We start from the raw sequence: 19922 nt of genomic DNA on the forward strand, positions 1-19922 counted from the left end.
GAAAAGCAGTTGAAGAACTGGAGAAGAGAATGGAAGTTGAACCTCATTAGAGAGTCGAATCCAGAACTTAGAGACCTTTGGCAAGAAGTCAGCAAGGGCCAATGATACAATTCGAGCACTTTTCTAATAGAAGAATAGCTAGCCGGAGATGCTGAAACGAGTTTAGCATGACCGATTTAGGCGTTTTCGAAATGACGAACGCTATCATTCCTGTCATGACTTTTTGGAAGTCCCTCTCATTGTCATCCCGAACTTGTTTCGGGATCGTTTGATCTTTCAGCGGCCAGAGGGCGCGAAAAATGAGACCATAGGACCCGGTCAGCCCCTTTTTCTGCTCTCCTCTTCTCGTGAGCAATGCGAACTCTCGGATACGCTCTTTCTCGGTTTTTACAGCCTTCAGCGTTCAGCGGGTCTTGGATTTTACGCGTGCAGCGGTTCTTAGGAGCAAGATGCTGAAACAAGTTCAGCATGACCGATTTAGGCGTTTTCGAAATGACGTTTGCTATTATTCCCGTCATGACTTTTTGGAAGTCCCTCTCATTGTCATCCCGAACTTGTTTCGGGATCTTAGCGTTGATCTTATCCAAGGACGGGTCCATGATCTTGGACGGGTAACGAAGGACGGTTCTTTCCAGCGTTCAGCGGGTCTTGGATTTTAAGCGTGCAGCGGTTCCTAGGAGCAAGATGCTGAAACGAGTTCATGACGGGATGCGACGTTTTCGAAATAACCAGCTGTTTTCATACCGCGTGGCGTTAAAAAAAACAAGACCCGGAACTGCCGGGTCTTTACATTAAAAATACTAAGTATTGCTTCCTCGCTTCACAGCTTCAGTGCAGGTAGCTCTGAGTGAATGGTGGAGGCGGCGAGAGTCGAACTCGCGTCCGAAACCAAATTCCCTGCAGGCTCTCCGAGCGCATCCTGTGATCGTCGTCAACAGTCAAGACTTCACAGGCAGAGTCCGACTGTCCAAGCTCCTAAGTGTCCCCGGGAATACGGAGCATATTCACGGGCAAGATCTGATTTTCTGACGCCCTTCATAGCCCACCAGACCAAAAAGCTATTCGGACGGCTACTTATTAATTATTAAGCAGCAAGTGCAAATTCGTTATTGGCATTTCTGCTTTTCCGGTTTTTTAACGCGGCTCCGGGACCTCGGCTCGCTCCTACAAGTTCATTGACCCCGTCGAAACCGTTTCGCCCCCATTGATAATTATATCATCGGTTTTGATGAGTGTCAGTGATACCGTGTTTTTCCAGCTTGTAATATAGACTCCTTATGCTTATACCAAGTTCGTTCGAAGTCTTCGTCTTGTTCCCGTCGTTTCTTCGAAGAGACTCTTTTATTATCTCTTTTTCGTAGTCATCCAGAAGGACTGATAGACTTCCCTCGGGTAGCCTCTCTCTCTTATCCGGTTTCTCAAGGATTCCCTTTATATGCGAAAGCAGTATAGTTCTTTCTTCAAGTTCCATACTTATCATTGCCCTTCCGATAACGTTTTCAAGTTCTCTTACGTTTCCGGGCCAGTCGTGTTTCTCAAACATGCGCAGAACTGCAGGATCGATTTCGGTAACCATCCTTCCGTACTCCTGATTTAGCCTCATCATCACTACCCTCGCTATCTCGGGAATATCCTCTGGCCTCTCTTTGAGTGGAGGAATTACGATTGGCACTACATTCAGACGATAGTACAGGTCGGGAAGGAATTCTCCGGACGCGACGAGTTTCTCCAGACTCACGTTGGTCGCCGCAATTACTCTGACATCGAGTTTGTAGGTCTGATTTCCGCCTACCGGCTTTATCTCCCTATCTTGAAGGAACTTCAGGAATTTTGATTGAACTGAGAGACTCATCTTAGCAACTTCATCGAGAAATACGGTTCCTCCGTTTGCCTCTTGAAGAAGACCTTTCTTTCCCCCTCTCCGGGCTCCTGTGAAAGCGCCTTCAACATATCCGAAGAGCTCCGATTCGAGGAGGTTTTCCGGCAAGGCAGCGCAGTTAACACTTATGAAGCTTTCTTCTCGTCTATCACTGGAATTGTGAATTGCGTGCGCGAAGAGTTCTTTTCCAGTTCCGCTCTGACCGTTCAGCAGTACTGTTGCCCTTGTCTTTGAAACCTTTCTCGCCTGATCAATCGCTACCTGCATCAGCTTAGACGAACCGGCGATATCGTCAAAAGTATACTTTGCCTTCATGTATCGAAGGAGGCGCTTCGTGTCCTCCAGTTCCCTCGCGAGTCTCTCTATCTCGGAGATGTCATGAACGACACCCACGCTTCCCTTAAACTCACCCTTCACGAAAAGGGGAGTGACGTTGACCAGCACTTCCTTTCTGTTCGGACCGACTTTCAGCCTTGCGTTGTATATCGGCTTCCTCGTTCTCACAACTTCCAGATGAAGAGAGGAACCTTCCGCAATGTCAACTGTAGCCATTTTTCCAATGACGAAATCGGGACTCATTCCTGTTATTCTGGTGTAGGCCCTGTTTACGAGAACGATCTTTCCCTTTTCATCGGCCACTGAAATTGCATCGTATGTCGCATCTATGATGGACGTCAATAGACCCTCCATCTCCTTATGGTTAATGACTTCTTCGGCCATCTTTTCGACATTTGTTATGTCGCGGAATACAGCCATTGCAGCATGGACTTCACCTTGTGAGTTGACGATGGGGAATCTTGAAGTTACTATCGTCTTTTCCTTGAGATACTGAATTCTGTTGAGCTCCGGCTCACCACTCTTCAGAACGATGTGCAACCTAGTGTTGGGTATGGTCTCTCTTACGGGAGCACCGGTCGCTTCCTCTCCATTCACTCCTAGAATTTCGAGGGCCTCGTCGTTTATGAAGGCTATCGTCTCGTCTGAATCGACAACTATTATTCCCTCTATCAGCGAATTCAGAATCCTTTCGAAAAGCTCTCTCTCCATTGCTTGACCTCTTTCGGTCACACACCACCTTCAGGATATATGTTCTTGAACAAGCTTACGAAATCATCTACGCTTAGTTCTTCTGCCCTGACGTCGACTCCTATAGCCATTGACCCGAGTAATTCTTCTGGTGAGTCCACGATGCTTTTCAGATTGTTCTTCAGCTTCTTCCGTCTCTGAGAGAAACAATGCCTTACAAATTTCCTGTACTGATCCCTTCTAGCTTCTCCTATCGGAGGGTTCTCAAGCAGTGACAGCTCAATCACCATCGAGTCCACTTCTGGCTGCGGAATGAACTCCTTTCTTGAAACCTGAAAAAGCTCCCTCACTTCGGAAAAAGTATTAACATTCACCGTCAGTATACCGTATTCCTTCGTACGGGGTGTTGCGGTCAATCTATCCGCATACTCCTTCTGAACCATTAGCACAGCCCTGTCAAATGATGGCCCATCGAACATTATTCTCTCGATAATGGGAGAGGTAATGTAATAAGGAATGTTGGCAACATACGTGACGGAGTCGGGCAAAGTAGATAGATCGGCCTTGAGAAAGTCCTCGTAACGAAGCTCGCACCGTTCGCCCTCCAGCCTTCGGTTGCCTTCGGAGAACCTTGTGTCTATTTCAAACCCGATAACTCTGTAGCCTTTCTCTAACAGGATAGAAGTGAGCGAACCGGATCCTACGCCTATTTCGACTATAGTCGTCGACGGATTCAGTTCCACTGATTCGACGATCCTGCGAGAGACTCTGTCTGACTTCAGGAAGTTCTGCCCCAGCGCCTTGTTTAGCCTTATGTTTATCGATTTCTCTCCCATTGCTCCTCCGTTTCAGATAGGATCTCCGTAACTCTCCCATCTAAGCAAAAAAACCCGTCGGAAAGACGGGTGGTTTTCTGGCGGAGAGAGTGGGATTTGAACCCACGGACGAGTTGTGCTCGTCATACGCTCTCCAGGCGTACGCCTTCGACCGCTCGGCCATCTCTCCAACAGTCACAATTATATAGTTCGCAGTTTGAGTTGTCAACGAGATTCTGTGGTAAACTAAATGCTAGGTATAGAAATGTTTATATTTGGGGGTGTCTTAATGAAGAAGCTATTCGGAACCGACGGGATAAGGGGCGTTATCAACGAAGAGCTCACACCCGAACTTGCAATGAAGCTTGGCAATGCCATTGGCAGATACTACACGGGAAAGTATAGCAGATTTATCATAGCAAAAGACACGAGGAGCTCCTGTGATCTTCTGGAAAGCGCAATGGCCGCAGGAGCCGCCTCCGCCGGGATGAACGTCGAGTTCGCAGGCGTAATTCCTACTCCAGCATTAGCGTATATCACGAACAAAGAGGCAACGTTGGGAGCTGTTATTTCTGCTTCCCATAATCCCGCTGTTTACAACGGAATCAAGGTTCTCGCCAAGGGAATGAAGATATCCGACGAAGACGAAGTGGAGATAGAAAACCTCATAATCGACACCCCATTTCACTATACATTTTATTCTGGAGTCGGCAAGATTAGTTATAAAGATCACTATAGAGATGAGTATATCGAGTATGTTCTGGGTCTTTACAGGAATGAGAGACTCCCTTCTGACGGGATCGTTGTCGACGGTGCCAACGGAGCGATTTCGACCGTCATATCTATGGTATACGAAAGCCTAGGTATAGGTGCGGAGCTTCGAGGAATCGAACCGAACGGGATTAACATCAACGATAACTGCGGATCGCTATTTCCGAACTTCCTAGGCGATTCATTAAAGAAAGGACAGATCGGGGTTCTTTTCGATGGAGATGCAGACAGATGTCTATTCGTTCTTCCGGGCTCCAAGTTGATAGACGGCGATATGTTGATGGCGCTCAATTCGAGAAAGCTTGTGAACCAGGGAAGGTTGAAGGGCAATAGGGTCGTTGCAACTGTAATGTCAAACCTCGGCTTCGAGAAGTATCTCACCTCAAAGAACATCTCCCTGGACAGAACAAAGGTTGGCGACAAATACGTTCTCGAAAGAATGCTGCAGACAGGCGGAGTCCTTGGAGGAGAGCAATCTGGTCATATCATCTTCCTCGACAGGAGTACTACCGGCGATGGTCTCATCACTTCACTTGAAACTTTGAACTCACTCGAAGAGCTTGGCGAAAGCCTCGAAGAGTTTGCCGCCTCTTTCCCTGTCTACCCACAGTTGTTGAAGAACGTTCCCGTATCAAACAAGAAGCTGGTCATGGAAGACATGAATCTTAAGAAAAGACTCGAAGAACTGAAGCAGAAAGATGATCTTCGAATCGTTCTCAGGCCGTCAGGCACGGAGCCGTACATTAGAGTCATGGTTGAAGGAGCCGAGCAGCTGTTGGTCGAGGAGATCTGTCAGGAGCTGGTCGAGTTAGTGCAGGAGTGTAGTAATGGATAGGTATATATATGTGAAAGGCGCCAGGGTACACAATCTGAAAAATGTCAATGTCGCAATCCCCAAGAATTCCTTGACTATTATTACCGGCCTGTCCGGATCGGGAAAGTCCTCGCTGGCACTCGACACAATTTACGCAGAAGGTCAGAGGCGATATCTCGAATCTCTTTCCACTTACGCTAGACAGTTTCTGGGGGAGATGAAGAAACCCGATGTAGAAAATATCGAGGGGCTTTCTCCGGCAATTGCCATAGAGCAGAAGACCGTTAGCCATAACCCGAGATCGACGGTAGGAACCGTTACGGAGATACACGACTACCTGAGAGTCTTGTTCGCCAGAGTGGGTATTCCACATTGTCCGTCGTGTGGGCGCGTAGTTCAGAAACAGAGTCTCGATGAAATCGTAGAAGGAGTTCTGAAGGAATACGGTGCGGAAGATCGAATCGCCATCTACGCCCCTGTTGCCAATGGTAAGAAGGGCGAGTTCAAGAAGGAACTTGAAGCTCTCAGAAAGAAGGGCTTTGTAAGGATCGAGATTGATGGAGAAACATACGATCTCGACGAAGACCTCAAACTTGACAAGAACAAAAGACACACGATAAACCTAGTGGTAGATAGACTGAGGGCGGACGCCGATAACGCTTCACGTGTTGCAGACAGCATCGAGATGGCTTTGCATGAAGGGGATGGCTTCGTCGAAGTCGGTCTGGTCGATTCCGAAGAGAGAAAGATCTTCAGTGAGAATTTTGCCTGTCCCGACTGTGGGATAAGCCTTCCCGAAATTTCGCCGAAGATCTTTTCATTCAACAACCCTTTTGGGGCCTGTCCAAAGTGTCATGGCCTTGGTTACACAATGGAATTCTCAAAAGATCTTCTTGTAGACGAAAGTCTGAGCGTTTTGAAGGGCGCCATAAAGACGATGTCAAGCAACAGGGACACATTTACCCTAAAGATGATCGTAAAAGTAATAGAATCGCTAGGCGACGACCCCGCTAAACCCTTCAAAGATCTTCGAGACGATGTGAAGAATGCCATCCTTTTCGGAACGGACAGCGACATTTCTATGAAATACAAGTCCGATCGGCTCACTTACGAGCTTAAGAGACCCTATGAAGGCATAATCAACAATCTAAGGAGGAGATATAACGAGACACAGTCGGAAGACATGCGCTTCTGGATGGAAAGCAATTTCATGGTTCAACAGATCTGTACGCAGTGTAACGGTCAACGTTTGAGACCCGAAGCGCTTGCAGTTACTCTTGGCGGTTTGAATATCGCTCAGATATCCGATCTCACAATCCAGGAAATCTACGACTTCATGACAGGTATTCATTTCACGGATTTTCAGCGGGAAATAGTCGGAGAACTCCTGAGTGAGATAGAGAAGCGGCTCAAGTTTCTGGTGGATGTGGGACTCGACTACATCACCCTGTCCAGATACGCCATGACGCTTTCAGGAGGGGAATCTCAAAGAATAAGACTTGCGACACAGATCGGTTCCGGCCTTACGGGGGTTACCTATGTGCTCGATGAGCCAACCATAGGGCTACATTCAAGAGACAATGACAGGTTGATAAAGACACTGAAGAACCTCAGGGATCTGGGAAACACCGTAATAGTTGTCGAACACGACGAAGAGGTCATAAGAAGCTCCGACTACATCGTGGATGTGGGACCGGGAGCAGGAGTTCACGGAGGAGAGATCGTTTATCAGGGGACAACTCAGGCGCTTCTCGATAACCCGCCGGAGCGCTCTCTTACGGGAAAGTATCTAAATGGCGACCTATTCGTTCCTAGATTCGAATCGGCGAACAACTCAAATGGAAAGTTTCTCACTGTAAAGGGCGCGGAGAAGAACAATCTTAAGCATATTGACGTTTCATTTCCGCTCGGCAAATTCATAACGGTAACCGGTGTCTCTGGAAGTGGCAAGAGCTCTCTAGTTATGGACACGGTGTACCCTTCACTCAAAGTTGCACTGGGTGGATCCAATTCCTCCTCCGAAAAGCTGGCAGAGCTCATAGGCTGGGAGGAGATCGACAACGTAATAGTGATCGACCAGAACCCAATAGGCAGAACGCCGAGATCCAATCCTGCAACATACACGGGGCTCTTCGATCACGTAAGGGATCTCTTCGCCAAGACTCAGGAAGCGAGAGCAAGGGGCTACGACAAAGGGCGTTTTTCCTTCAACGTCAAAGGCGGAAGATGCGAGGCCTGTCAAGGGCATGGGCTTATAAAGATAGAGATGCAGTTCCTTCCCGATGTCTACGTCGAGTGCGATGTCTGCAAAGGCAGGCGATACAATAAAGAGACTCTCGAGATACGCTATCGTGGAAAGACTATTTCCGACATTTTAAACATGACAGTCGAAGAGGCCTTGACATTCTTTGAAAGAATACCTACACTAAACAGAATCCTCGGACTTCTAAATGATGTAGGACTTGGATACATAAGGCTCGGTCAACCCGCTACAACGCTTTCGGGGGGAGAGGCTCAGAGAATAAAACTGGCCTCGGAGCTGAAGAAGACCTCTACGGGTAGAACCTTCTACATTCTCGATGAACCGACAACCGGGCTGCATTTCGACGATGTGGCTAAACTCGTACAGGTCTTGAAACGCCTCGTAGAAAAGGGCAATACGGTCGTTGTCGTCGAACACAACATGGACGTCGTCAAAAACGCCGATTACATAATTGATTTGGGACCCGAAGGCGGTGGAAACGGCGGAGAAGTCGTGATTTCCGGAACCCCCGAAGAAGTGGCCGAATATAGCCACAGTCATACCGGATACTATCTCAAGAAACAACTCTCACAGCTTGAAGCGTTCTAGTTCCACACCGGGAACTATCGGCCTAGGTGTGATACTACTTTAGGAAACAAGCGATTTCGAAGCCACTCTGCTGACGCAGGCCAGTCAGGCCCCGCCCGGCCAGTCTCGCCTTCTCGTGAGCAAAGTGAATTCTCGAATGCTATCTTTCTCGGCTCTTCAAAGCCTTCAGCGCTCAGCGGGTCTTCGTTCTTGGGCGCACAGCGGTTCTTACATCGGGATGCTGAAACAAGTTCAGATGACGCGAAGGGCAGGGTATCGATTACAGGGTATGGGGTCTCGTGAAGAGAACCGGCAATGAATTCAGGGTTTCAATGCAACTGAGGAAGTTATCCCGTCAGCGGCTTTTGGAAGTCCCTCTCCTTGTCATCCCGAACTTGTTTCGGGATCCGGTTTTGATCCTCTCGGAGGACGGTGGACCGTTGACTGGGACGCGGTTTTCATCAGCGTACAGCGGTTCTTACATCGGGATGCTGAAACAAGTTCATGACGCGAAGGGCAGGGTATCGATTAAGGGGTATGGGGTCTCGTGAAGAGAACCGGCAATGAATTCAGGGTTTCAATGCAAATGAGGAAGTTATCCCGACAGCGGCTTTTGGAAGTCCCTCTACTTGTCATCCCGAACTCGTTTCGGGATCCGGTGTTTTGATCGTTCAGCGTACAGCGGGTCTTCGTTCTTAAGCGTTCAGCGGCTCTTAGCAAGCGTACAGCGGTTCTTAGGTATGAGATCGCGTGCAGGAGCATTACGGGATGACAGTATGGGGAGTTAGTGCATGACAGCCCTTCGCCTCATCCTGAGATGCTCTTGTTCAGGATCTGGGCTTGGGTCTTACGAGGCACGGACGCGAAAAATGGGACGTGAGGAGAATCGTCAGTCCCTATTTTCGCTCTCGTCTTCTCGTGAGCGCAGCGAACTCTCGAACATACGCTTTCTCGGCTTTTCCAAGCGTCCAGCGGTTTTTAGAACGGGATGCTGAAACAAGTTCAGCATGACAAATTATCGTGTTTTCAGAATTAGCAAACGCTGTCATTCCCGTCACGACTTCTTTGAAGTCCCTCACACTGTCATCCCGAACTTGTTTCGGGATCTAGGTGTTGATCTTATCCAAGGACGGGTCCATGACTTGGGACGAGAAGTACGGTTTTTCACAGCGTTCAGCGAAAAAAAGATCTCAGATGTGAGATCCCACACAGGAACACTTGATGGTAAAGTAAACGGATTTAGTACAAGCTATACAAGATGAGCAACCCCTCACGTCATCTAGGCATGCCTCCAACCAGGATCTCGATTTGTAACGCGAAAAATCGGACCTTAGGAGCCCGTCAATCCCTGTTTTCGCTATTCTTGGGCTTACAACTTGGAACAGGCATCTTGCAACTGCTCTTTCGAAGGACGGGTCCATGATCTTGGACGGGTAACGAAGGACGGTTCTTTCCAGCGTTCAGCGGGTCTTCGTTCTTGAGCGCACAGCGGTTCTTAGGTATGAGATCCCGTACTGGAGTACGATGACAATAAGATGGACTTCCAGCAAGTCATAACGGAAATGATAGCGTTGTTTATTCTGAGAACGTTTAAACCCGTCTGAACTTGGTTCAGAATCTCGTGTTCTTGGTTTTTCACCTTAACCAAGAACGAAGAATAGATCCATGCTCTGGAAGAACAGGTTTTTTCTTCTGAGAACGGTGAACCATTCAACAGCAAACCAACATCTGCTGCTATGGCACACGGTGAGTAGCCCAGGGTGATTTCAGCCCCAGCTCTCTCAGAACCGGACTTGAAGCTCTCGATTCATTCGGCTCCCATTATCCAGCCGAATAGAATATCCCCATCGTCCAGTGTACAAACAGATGAGGCTCCCTGCGGGCAAGAGCTCCTAGCCATTTGCCCGCTTTTGTGTGACCGCTCCTTTTGTAGTGTAAGATCGATTTGGGAGATCTCTCGTAGGTCAGTTGTTGTTTAACAGCAAATCTCGGCATCGCAGTGGGTTACCAATGATTTTTATGGAGGGTCCAATGGTAAATTTTGTCCTTGACAAGGGAAGGGGAGCTGAGCTCCTTCTATCTTTGTTCAGATTGAATAACCATGAAAAGCTGACTCCAAACGACGGAGAGTCCCTAGAAGCCCTCTCTGACTGGGTTTTCAAGGCAAGGCTTTCTCTCACGGAGGAGACTTTAACATCTCTCGCAAGACTTTTCAGCTGGGAGGCCTTCTTTGGTTTGAAGATTATCCCTTACTTCTTCCTCGAAGGTTCCCCTACTCCGTCAGGTCTACTGAAGATGATAGAAACGATATCTCCCGAAAGGCTCCTTTCGATGTTTCTTAGCAGCGATTTCATGCCGCTTGAAAAGAAGAACGATGTTTTTTTAAAATCTTTAGAGGAAAATGAAAAGGGCGCTCTTGAGTATGTTTCGTCAATTCCCTGGCTCTTATCTTCTGACAGATATGGAGCGTTTCAAATGCTAACGGATCAGGCCAAGACACATGAATCCTTTCTTGAACTGCTCCGTTTTGCCGAGAAGGAGATAGCTTCAATGGTTGAACTGGAGAATCTTGTCAACTATGGAGAAGAGATTCTCCTTAAGAACACCGAGAGATTTGAAGGCTGGTTCTTAGCCTTTCTACTGGATATTGAACCTTCTTCTCTCTCAGACAAGATGATCAGGCTCCACGTTTCGGCGTTTCTTGGAGGCTCAGTGATCACCGTTGAAGTTCCTGAGAAAAACTCAGTCATATCACTCATTGGAGCGGATAGAGTTAGGAAGCGGAGTCTTTCTTATGAGAAAAGGAGCGCTGCAGGTGTTATTAGTGCGCTCTCTGACCAGAATTCGCTTCGTATTCTTAAAATTGTCATGCGGTCAAGGCAATGTATCGATGAAATTGCCTTTTCGAGCGGAGTACATCGCCATGAGGTCATTGAGGTCCTTGCGGCGTTGTGCAGGCAAGGTCTAGTGATTCCAGAAATCCATGAAAAAGAGCTGACTTTCACTTCCGAAGAAAGGCTTATCGACAGTGCTCTAGAAGAAATCAGAAAGGCAATTAAGAAAGGAGCGGGCGATTGATCGCCCGCTACAGCAATGTTCTTTCAAAGAAATCCCTTGAAACTGAAAAGAGTTCCTCAATCCAGTCTATCCTCTGATACTTGTGATTGGCTCCCTCTACAGTATGTATCATCAACCGTCTCGCATTTGCATACTTCTTTACGGGAAGATATGGCACCGATTCATCGTCGGAACCATGGACAATCAGAAGATCTCCTTCATAGTTTCTGAGTTCCTCCGAAGCATCGACACTGCGACCGTCTTCGAAGAAGATCGATCCGAGCTTCAGCCCCAGAACGTCCTTATACTCCTCGCCATCTTTGAAAGAGTAATCCTCGCGGTTGAAGAACTCCTGATTCATTATTACAGGCGACCACAGAACCAGTGAACTAATCTCGGGATGTCTCCCGGCAAAAAGCGAGGCAACCATACCACCCAGGCTGTACCCGACAATGGCGACCTTTCCCGAACACCAGCTTCTCGATCTGACAAAGGAATAGACTTCCTCTGCGTCGCGAAGCTCAGTCAAAGGCGACATCTCGTAGAATTTCCCCTCGCTGTCTCCGGAACCCCTGAAATCAAACCTCACAGTCGCTATTCCCTTCTCGACGAGTCTTCTCGAGAGACGGGGAAATTTGAATGTGGAAACGATGTGCTCTCCCGTGAATCCGTGGAACATCATTACTGTGGGGAAGCTATCTCCGGATCTTGGATACTCGCAGATCCCAAATATCCTCTTTCCATCCTCCCCTAATGTGAAGCTCTCCAGTTTTGACATATCAATCCCTCGCTTTATTTCAAATCCAATTTGAATTCAATAAAGCCCATTGTTTCTTCATCTATTGCAGACTTTCCAGTCGCTTCGTCCCAACTGAGTATTACGACTCCGCCGCCGTTCTCGATTTCAAGGTTTCCTGTGCTCGTCCCAGATACCGACCTTCCGCCGTTCTCAAGTTTGACCGCCCAGCGAAGTTTCTCAAAGAGCAGCTTGTAACTCTCTATAGATGGGTGATTGATCTCTTTTCTTGCAAGAACAACAACGAGTAGACCACCTTTCTCGACATAATTCACGATGAAGCCAATCTGCTCTTCTGAAATCGCCATAAAGTCTTTCATAAAGGTATCTGCGTCTGGAAGCGGAAGTATCAAAACCTGGCCCTCAAAAGTAGTCTTCTCAGTGAGCTCTCCGATCACCGGTTTCACTTCCCCGCCGAGACCGATAAAGATGTCCGTTAGAGGTTTCAGCTCAGACACGAAGTAGTTCTCGTGAGAGGTATCTAGGTGAGCTGTGAAGCTTACAAAATCGACGTTGACTCTGAAAGCAAGCTCATCGTTGATAAAGAAGTCAAGATCCTTATCAACAGTGTCGAAGGTCTCAGTTATTTCCAGACAGGTCATGGCGGAAATATCGTAATCTTTCTTGAAGACAACACTCTCGCCGCTTCGGACTTCGACAGAGATTACCTGGTCTTCCCGCAAGGAATTTATCAGATCGAAGCCCACATCAAAAGGCAGGCCCTTTACCGGCCTGGGATCAATTGTTCTCGCATTTAGGAGATACTTGTTAGTACTGCTTTGAAACCAGATCGGTGACGATACTATCTCGTTACCGTCAATCTGATCGATCTTTACGAAGTACCAGTTATATGACAGAGGATTCTTAACGTCTATTTCGATAGCCCACTCGTCCCCGGAAACATCCAGCTCCATCACTCCGTTGTTGCTGTATATATACGCCCGTTGAGTTCTTTCTCCCGGGTCACTATATTCCACTTTCAACGTTGCTTCTGGAATGTCATAAAGGATGTCTCCCATCTTCGCCCCTTCAGTGGAGAATGAGATAAAAGCATTTCTGTCTTCTGTGGCGTAGATGTTCCTCGTTTTCAGCGCTTCATAGACCTTTTCCGTTGTAAGTTCATCTATTACGAAGGCTGTCCTCGCATCATTTACTGTGGCCCACTCCCTATGATGATTGTCCTGATTGGCAGAGGAGCCTACATGCCAGCCTCTGTTCAGCGCCCGCTGGAAACGCTCGAAGTACTCATCTTTTATGACATTGTTTGAGTTAGCTCCCGCTCCGTTTCCGACCTCAATTGTATTGATGTAAAGATCTACCTCAGGGAAGTACTTGAAGTCAAAGAAATCACCGTACTTCTTACCCGGATGACAGAACTGGGCGGTCGCTTTCCTGTCGACAATCCACTGGTAAATGTAGTAAAGATCAGTAGTACTCCTGTCGATCCATTCAGAGGTATTGTATATCGTTATGTGTCCCCGACTGGTCAGCGTCCACTCGAAGCCGGATATGGCAATGAATTCACCTTCTACAGTGTATTTCTCAGCCATCTTGATAATCCTGTCGAGCTTCCAAGAGCCGTCAGGCAAGGGGTAGTTCAGGTCGTGATCATGATCTGTTATTGCCTGTATGTCAACGACACCCGAATTTCTTGCGTATTCAAAGGCCTCCTCAGGAGTTCCCTGCCCATCCGAATAAGATGTGTGGGCATGAATGTTTCCAAAGAAAACCTGACCGAAAGAGAGAGATGAAACAACTACGAGGACCGCTATCAGAATTTTTTTCATAAAATCACCTCTAAAAAAGGGGGCAGCCAACGACTGCCCCCATGTGTCTTGCTATCGATCAAAAGTAGTAATCATCGAGCACATCTTGAGCTTCTTCATGTAGACTCTTAAGAATTGCATCAACGTCTTTTGTCGGGTTAGACATTGCATCTTCCCAGGCAGAAGTGATCATTGCATGAACTTCTGGATATGGTCCGTACCATGGTCTCCTTACAGCACAGTCTCTCAGCTGCTGATAAGTAAGAGCATATCTCGGGTCATCTGTCATGATCTTCTGGATCTCGGGAGATTCGTATGCAGAAATCCTGCTCGTCATGTAACCGGTTGCGAGGGACCATCTCTTCGTATTCTCTGTGGAAGTGAGGAACTTCAAGAACTCCCATGCTGCATCCTTCTCGGCCTGAGGTCTTGAGGAGAACATGAAGACATTTGCTCCACCTATCGGAACTACTTCCTTTACCTGACCGGGCATCGTTGTAGCACCGAGGTCATACTTTGCGTTCTGCTTCAAATAACCAATACTCCCTGTAGAGCGCACAACCATTGCTATTCTTCCGGAAAGGTCGAGTTCGTTTCCACCGCTGACTCCGAATATAAAGATTCCCTCTCTAACACCCTTCTGGAAGAAGTTCCAGGCGGCCACAGTTTCCGGGGAGTAGATAAGCATCTTTCTGCCGTCATCGGAGATTATCTCTCCTCCAAACTGCCAGATATAAGCTTCCAGGAGCCAGTCATCGATCCCGAATCTGTAACCGAAAATGTCTTCGCCCAGAGTCTTGATCTGCTTCGAGGCAGCATAGACCTCGGTCCAGGTCTTCGGAGGATTGTCGGGATCAAGTCCGGCCTGCCTGAAAAGATCCCTGTTGATGTACATCAACGGGGTGCTGCAGTTGAGAGGAAATCCAAGCAGACCCTGCTCATACGTATTGGCCTGAATGAATCTCGGCCAGAAGTCGTCGAGCGTTGCCTTGAACTCGGGATCCTTGTCAATGAAGTAATTGAGGTCCTGGAAAGCGCCCCCATCGACAAACTGACCGATCCTCGACTGCTCAATCTGAGCCAGAGTAGGTACGTCGCCGGCTACCATGGCGGCAAGGAGCTTCTGCATTGTATCCTGGTAATTCCCGGTGTAGACTGCCTCTACTTCGATTTCTCCCTCATGCAACTTGTTGAACTCCGCAGCAATATCGAGCAGTGTTTGGGAATAAATACCAGTCTGTGCGTACCACATGGTAACCTTTACCGGCGCCGCAAAACCTATTGCAGCGATAGCAACTACCAGTAGCGTGATTACAAATGTTCTTTTCACAAAAAAACCTCCCCTTTCGAGATTTGGGTCACTCTTTCAACCCTGAAATGCTAATTCCTTCTACAAACTGTTTTTGAACAAAGAAGAACAAGATGATTATTGGAATTACCGCCGTCGTAGAAGCGGCCATTCTTAACGTCCATTGAGTCTCCCAGCCGCTTACAAACTGAGATATACCGACCTGAATCATCTGTTTCTTTGCATCATTTATAACGATCAGCGGCCACATATATTCATTCCAGTGGGCGAGGAAAGTGTACAGCGCCATAGTATAAAGCGCAGGTTTCGAAAGTGGCAGAATGATCCTGACGAAGATCTTCATTCTGCTGGCCCCGTCAATAATTGCCGCTTCCTCAAGCTCTTTTGGAATTCCCATAAAGAACTGACGCAGCAGGAATATTCCGAATGCAGAACTCATGAATGGAACTATTAGAGCACTATACTTATCTATGAACCCAAATTGCTTGACGATTACATACAGAGGCACCATAGTGACTTCCGGCGGAACCATAAGGGTCCCGATCAGGATCATGAAGACCACATTAGCTCCTCTGAATCTTATTCTCGCCAGCCCATAAGCTGCAAGAGAATTGAAAATCAACTGTAGCAAAGTCACCGTTAGCGCCACGAAAAGCGTATTCCATATATATCTGGCAAGCGGTATCAACTCGAAGGCTTTGACAAAATTCCTCAAATCAAAGATGGTCGGCAGAAAACTCGGCGGAATAGAGAAGGCAGCGTCCTCTGTCTTAAAGGAAGTAACGAGCATCCAGAAAAAAGGAAGATTGATAATTATCGCCACGAAAAGTATTGCCAGGTAAACGATCAGTCTAATTGGAAGGGCCGGTTTTCTTCTCATTGATAATGCACCCTCCCTTTGCTTACTCTGAATTGTATCAGAGTGAATACTACCATCATCGCAAACATGACGACGGCAACTGCTGACGCGTATCCAAACTTCAGGTACTTGAAGGCATTTTCATAAAGGTAGTATGTGATAACCTGAGTGCTCTTCGCCGGCCCACCGCTCGTCATAACGGATACCGAGACGAAGACCCTGAAGGATGCAATGAATTGCATGATGAACACAAAGAGAGTCGTCGGAGATAGAAGCGGAAGCGTAATATTTACAAACTTCTTCCAGGGTGTCGCCCCGTCGATTTCGGCCGCCTCGTAGTATGTCTTCGGGATAGTCTGTAAACCCGCCAGGAAAAGCACCATGTTGTAGCCGATACGTTTCCAGACACCAACAATGATCAACGCAAGGAGTGCGTAATTCGGATCGCTTAACCACTTTATGTTACTAATACCAAAAATGGAAAGGAAGTAGTTTACCAGTCCAAAATTCGGTTCGTACAACCAACCCCAAATAACGGCCGCGGCGGCCATCGAGGTGACAACCGGAATGTAGAAGAGCGTCCTGAAGAGTCCTCTTCCCTTTATCCACTCAATATTGAGCAGAGCAGCAAGCAACAGTCCGATAATAACCGAAGGGATTACGGTGCCGAGGATATATATCCCGGTAACTCCCATCGAATTCCAGAAATCCGCTGAGGTGAAGAGCCTTTCGTAATTACGGAGTCCAACGTACCTCATCGGTCTTATCATGTTCCAACTAAAGAAAGATACATAGAAAGCCCACGCTAGTGGCAAATAGATAAAGATCACCTGAACAGTCAAAGCCGGTAAGACTGTCACCCAGCCGGTAAGCGCTTCCCTGGTTCCGCGACGCAATCGTATCACCCCACAGTTGTAAATATGAAAGAATCTATAACACAACTATTATGACCAAAATACATTAAAGGAAGATCAAGCAAAATAAAAAAAGTCGCCGCCTTATAACTGGCACGACTTTCTCATCATCTCTGTCACGCTAGGGATAGTCTAGCATAACTGGAAGAGCAAAATCAACTTTTCGATTCTTACTGCTTTCAGGTTCGAAATCACTTCAGAAATCTCCATTCTATTTGTCAAATCGCAGACGTAACTCTGTTCTTTCCACGCCTCTTTGATTCATATAGTGCCTCATCCGCTCTTCGAAGCAAACCGTCAAAATCGCTTTCATTTTCCAGAAGCGTCGTAACACCAATGCTAATGGTCAAAGGTCCATATTCTTTTTTGTCAATAGAACTGAGTCCCGATCTGAGCTTTTCGGCCATCTTAATTGCGCCTTCGAGATCGGTGTTCGTTGCAACAATCAAGAACTCATCGCCTCCCCACCTACCTATATAATCACAGCTCCTGATATTTGACTGAACGAACGAACATGTCACCTTCAGCGCATCGTCACCGGCGAGATGGCCAAAATTATCGTTTACGGTCTTCAGGTTGTCAAGATCGAACATTATCAGCGAGAGTGGAGCGGAATATCTTCTAGACCTTTCCGTTTCCAATTTGAGAAGCTCGGTTAGCGAATACCTGTTCATTACCCCGGTTAGCATATCCGTAGTGGCCAGCTTCTTGTACATCATCTGACTCTCGCGAAGGGCTTCTTCAATTTGCTTCGTAGGAGAAATGTCGATGTGAGTTCCGAGAATCCTGGTCGCCCTTCCATCCTCATCTCTTTCGGCCGCTTCGCCACGATCATGAACCCAGATCCATTCTCCGCCCTTCGAAAGCATCCTGTATTCAATGTCGAAGTAGTCAGTCTGACCTTCGTAGCAATTATCCATTTCCTCAAGGCAGGGAAGAAGGTCCTCAGGGTGTACTAATTCCTTCCATTGTTGAAAGGTAATGACAGACCCGCCTGCCGGGTAGCCCATGATCTGATAGTATCGATCGTTTATCGAAAACTCGCCTTTCTTCATTTTCAAGTCCCAGAGACCTATCTTTCCGCCTTTCACTGCAAGTGCGAGCCTCTCTTCACTTTGGCGCAGCGCATCTTCGACCTCTTTTCTTTCGGTTATATCTGTCAGCAACGCAATATGCCCTCTGATCTTGCCCTTGTTGCTGTAGATTGGACTCTGCTTTATCTCTATGACTCTCTCTCGCGCGTTCAACTCTCTCCTTTCGGAGCCAGAAGTGAAGAAGCTTGCAAGAGACTCGATATCGCTGAAGACCTCCTGGACTGAGTTTCCAATGGCATCTGAGGAATCAATGCCCAGCATCTTGCAAGCCATCGGATTCAAATCAACTATTCTTCCACCATCGTCAAGAATGACTATCCCGTCTGGAAGCCTTTCTATTACGGTCTCTCTGGCTACGGGGCGTATGTCGAACAACCTATATCTGAAAACTCCTGCAGCGGCAAATACTCCGGCAAATGTGAAAGCGAATGGGGTCAAATCCAAATATCCTATATCGACGAAGTCAAACAAGTAGTTTATGTTGACCAATATGGGGAATACCGTTCCCAGTAGAACAGTCCTCAACTGACCCTTATATAGACCCGTCGAACGGAGATACTTCCTGAAGACAGCAACGATTCCTGATAAAAGCAGTAAGTAATTGTACGACATTGCAACCCAGAAGAGCGGACCGTGAACCAGTTTTTGCAGGGGGAAAGCCGAAGTTTGATCGAGCTCACTAACGGAGTAAAATAGCCAGTGCTGTTCATTTGTCCACACCGCAAACAAAACAGCAATGGGTACGATAAATAGCATCACAATCCTCTTCCAGTCAAACCAATCTCTTTTGTCTACAAGTGCCATGGAGAAAAGAAAGTAAAAGACCGAAACGGACACTATTCCTGGATAAGAAATCTTGTTCAAAAGCCTCATACTTTCAAGATCATAAGAAAACAACTCCAGAGCATAGAAAAGCGACCACCACGCTATAGAAAGCATTACTAGGCCAAGAGTCCTGGCTTCCAGACGACTTCTCTGCCTGAAACAAAGGAACACCATAAAAAAACTAACAGCCACTGGAAAGAACATCAAAATCGCGTAAATATTCAAATCTCACACCCCGAAAATCTCCTGATAGTCAGATTATAAACGTTTTGCCAGGACTTCACAAAGAAAAGAAAATCATCAGTGGGTGATAGGACTTGGCTGTAAACGGAGCAACGTTCTATGAGAAGAGAACAACACAAGTCAGGCGCTTCGAATAAGGCATTCTCAGGTCAACCGTCAACGGTTCTCCGTCCTCAGATAAGAGCAAATGGGATGAGATCCCGTAAAAGACCACTAAGCGATGATATTCTTTTCTTGCTTTCCGTCATCTGACAATGCTCCCGGTCAGAATCTGGGCACGACTCGGGACTCACCGTTAACCGTACTCCGTCATCCCCGACAAGAGCGAGACGCAATGCGCCGAGAAATATCATCGGACACAAGGCGGACCAGAAGAGCGTGGTTGGGGTTAGCAGGTAGGGGGTAGGAAAGAGCGAAGTGAAACCGGTTCGCCGATGAACGGTTCTCCGTTCTCCGAATAAAAAACCTGTTCTTCGTTCTTGGCCAAGATCAGGAACCAAAAGCATGATGCTGAAACAAGTTCAGACGGGATGCGGCGTTATCAAAATAACCATACCCTGTCATCCCGAACTTGTTTCGGGATCTGGGTTTCGTTCCTATCGAAGGACGGGTCCATGATCTTGGACGGGCAACGAAGGACGGCTTTTCTCAGCGACGAGCGGGCCCTTGATTTTAAGTGTAAGGCGATTCTTAAGATTGTCGAGATGCTGAAACGAGTTCAGCATGACGAATTATTACGCTTTCAGAATCAACAACGCTTTCATGCCGTCTAGTCTTCTCGAAAGTCCCTCACTTTGTCATCCCGAATTTAGTTCGGGATCTGGGTTTCGTTCCTATCGAACGACGGGTCCATGATCTTGGACGGGCAACGAAGGACGGCTCTTCCCAGCGACAAGCGGGTCTTTGATTTTAAGTGTAAGGCGA

At 47.3% G+C, this 19922-nt stretch carries 11 protein-coding genes, 1 tRNA gene and 1 other RNA gene; 3 read left to right on the top strand and 10 right to left on the bottom strand.

The window, feature by feature from the left end:
- Positions 1 to 852: 852 nt before the first annotated feature.
- The 4 genes from ssrA to V513_RS10710 all read right to left on the bottom strand — a co-directional run bounded on the left by ssrA (position 853) and on the right by V513_RS10710 (position 3910).
- Positions 853 to 1203, bottom strand: a transfer-messenger RNA (tmRNA) gene (ssrA, locus tag V513_RS10695).
- A 13-nt stretch (positions 1204 to 1216) separates the two neighbouring features.
- Positions 1217 to 2926, bottom strand: a complete 1710-nt coding sequence (locus V513_RS10700; protein WP_099772812.1) for a sigma-54 interaction domain-containing protein — start codon at positions 2924 to 2926, stop codon at positions 1217 to 1219.
- A gap of 17 nt (positions 2927 to 2943) precedes the next feature.
- Complete coding sequence (rsmA, locus tag V513_RS10705; RefSeq protein WP_099772746.1) at positions 2944 to 3741, bottom strand: 16S rRNA (adenine(1518)-N(6)/adenine(1519)-N(6))-dimethyltransferase RsmA; 798 nt, start codon at positions 3739 to 3741, stop codon at positions 2944 to 2946.
- 78 nt (positions 3742 to 3819) lie between these two features.
- Positions 3820 to 3910 (bottom strand) — tRNA-Ser (locus V513_RS10710).
- Positions 3911 to 4009: 99 nt separating this feature from the next.
- Here V513_RS10710 and V513_RS10715 point away from each other — a divergent pair.
- From V513_RS10715 to V513_RS10730, 3 genes are all read left to right on the top strand, one after another.
- Positions 4010 to 5326 carry a phosphoglucosamine mutase gene (locus V513_RS10715; RefSeq protein WP_099772747.1) on the top strand — a complete coding sequence of 439 codons (1317 nt, stop codon included), beginning with the start codon at positions 4010 to 4012 and terminating at the stop codon, positions 5324 to 5326.
- The gene (gene uvrA, locus V513_RS10720; RefSeq protein ID WP_099772748.1) at positions 5319 to 8156 is read left to right on the top strand and encodes an excinuclease ABC subunit UvrA; all 2838 of its coding nucleotides are present in this window, start codon (positions 5319 to 5321) and stop codon (positions 8154 to 8156) included. Before V513_RS10715 ends, uvrA begins: the two co-directional genes overlap by 8 nt.
- A gap of 2010 nt (positions 8157 to 10166) precedes the next feature.
- Entirely contained in the window at positions 10167 to 11213 is a 1047-nt protein-coding gene (locus tag V513_RS10730; protein ID WP_099772749.1) for a hypothetical protein, read from the top strand.
- A 7-nt stretch (positions 11214 to 11220) separates the two neighbouring features.
- Here V513_RS10730 and V513_RS10735 read toward each other — a convergent pair whose 3' ends face one another.
- The 6 genes from V513_RS10735 to V513_RS10760 form a co-directional block, all read right to left on the bottom strand.
- Entirely contained in the window at positions 11221 to 11970 is a 750-nt protein-coding gene (locus V513_RS10735; RefSeq protein ID WP_099772750.1) for an alpha/beta hydrolase family protein, read from the bottom strand.
- Between the two features lie 14 nt (positions 11971 to 11984).
- Positions 11985 to 13775, bottom strand: coding sequence for a CehA/McbA family metallohydrolase (locus V513_RS10740; protein ID WP_099772751.1), 1791 nt, complete (start codon positions 13773 to 13775; stop codon positions 11985 to 11987).
- A gap of 58 nt (positions 13776 to 13833) precedes the next feature.
- Entirely contained in the window at positions 13834 to 15084 is a 1251-nt protein-coding gene (locus V513_RS10745) for an ABC transporter substrate-binding protein (RefSeq protein ID WP_099772752.1), read from the bottom strand.
- A gap of 28 nt (positions 15085 to 15112) precedes the next feature.
- Entirely contained in the window at positions 15113 to 15943 is an 831-nt protein-coding gene (locus V513_RS10750) for a carbohydrate ABC transporter permease (protein ID WP_099772753.1), read from the bottom strand.
- On the bottom strand, positions 15940 to 16818 hold the full coding sequence (locus V513_RS10755) for a carbohydrate ABC transporter permease (protein ID WP_180274885.1): 879 nt from the start codon (positions 16816 to 16818) through the stop codon (positions 15940 to 15942). The genes V513_RS10750 and V513_RS10755 overlap by 4 nt, the downstream gene beginning before the upstream one ends.
- Before the next feature lie 236 nt (positions 16819 to 17054).
- Positions 17055 to 18980, bottom strand: a complete 1926-nt coding sequence (locus tag V513_RS10760) for a histidine kinase N-terminal 7TM domain-containing diguanylate cyclase (RefSeq protein WP_257212079.1) — start codon at positions 18978 to 18980, stop codon at positions 17055 to 17057.
- Positions 18981 to 19922: the final 942 nt, after the last annotated feature.

Origin of the sequence: Mesotoga sp. H07.pep.5.3 (assembly GCF_002752615.1) — a bacterium.
GTDB classification, from domain to species: domain Bacteria; phylum Thermotogota; class Thermotogae; order Petrotogales; family Kosmotogaceae; genus Mesotoga; species Mesotoga prima.

What these genes read in the sequence shown, in the direction of transcription:
- V513_RS10700 (WP_099772812.1), bottom strand. Translation starts at nt 2,926, where the DNA reads ATGGAGAGAGAGCTTTTCGAAAGGATTCTGAATTCGCTGATAGAGGGA.
- rsmA (WP_099772746.1), bottom strand. Translation starts at nt 3,741, where the DNA reads ATGGGAGAGAAATCGATAAACATAAGGCTAAACAAGGCGCTGGGGCAG.
- V513_RS10715 (WP_099772747.1), top strand. Translation starts at nt 4,010, where the DNA reads ATGAAGAAGCTATTCGGAACCGACGGGATAAGGGGCGTTATCAACGAA.
- uvrA (WP_099772748.1), top strand. Translation starts at nt 5,319, where the DNA reads ATGGATAGGTATATATATGTGAAAGGCGCCAGGGTACACAATCTGAAA.
- V513_RS10730 (WP_099772749.1), top strand. Translation starts at nt 10,167, where the DNA reads ATGGTAAATTTTGTCCTTGACAAGGGAAGGGGAGCTGAGCTCCTTCTA.
- V513_RS10735 (WP_099772750.1), bottom strand. Translation starts at nt 11,970, where the DNA reads ATGTCAAAACTGGAGAGCTTCACATTAGGGGAGGATGGAAAGAGGATA.
- V513_RS10740 (WP_099772751.1), bottom strand. Translation starts at nt 13,775, where the DNA reads ATGAAAAAAATTCTGATAGCGGTCCTCGTAGTTGTTTCATCTCTCTCT.
- V513_RS10750 (WP_099772753.1), bottom strand. Translation starts at nt 15,943, where the DNA reads ATGAGAAGAAAACCGGCCCTTCCAATTAGACTGATCGTTTACCTGGCA.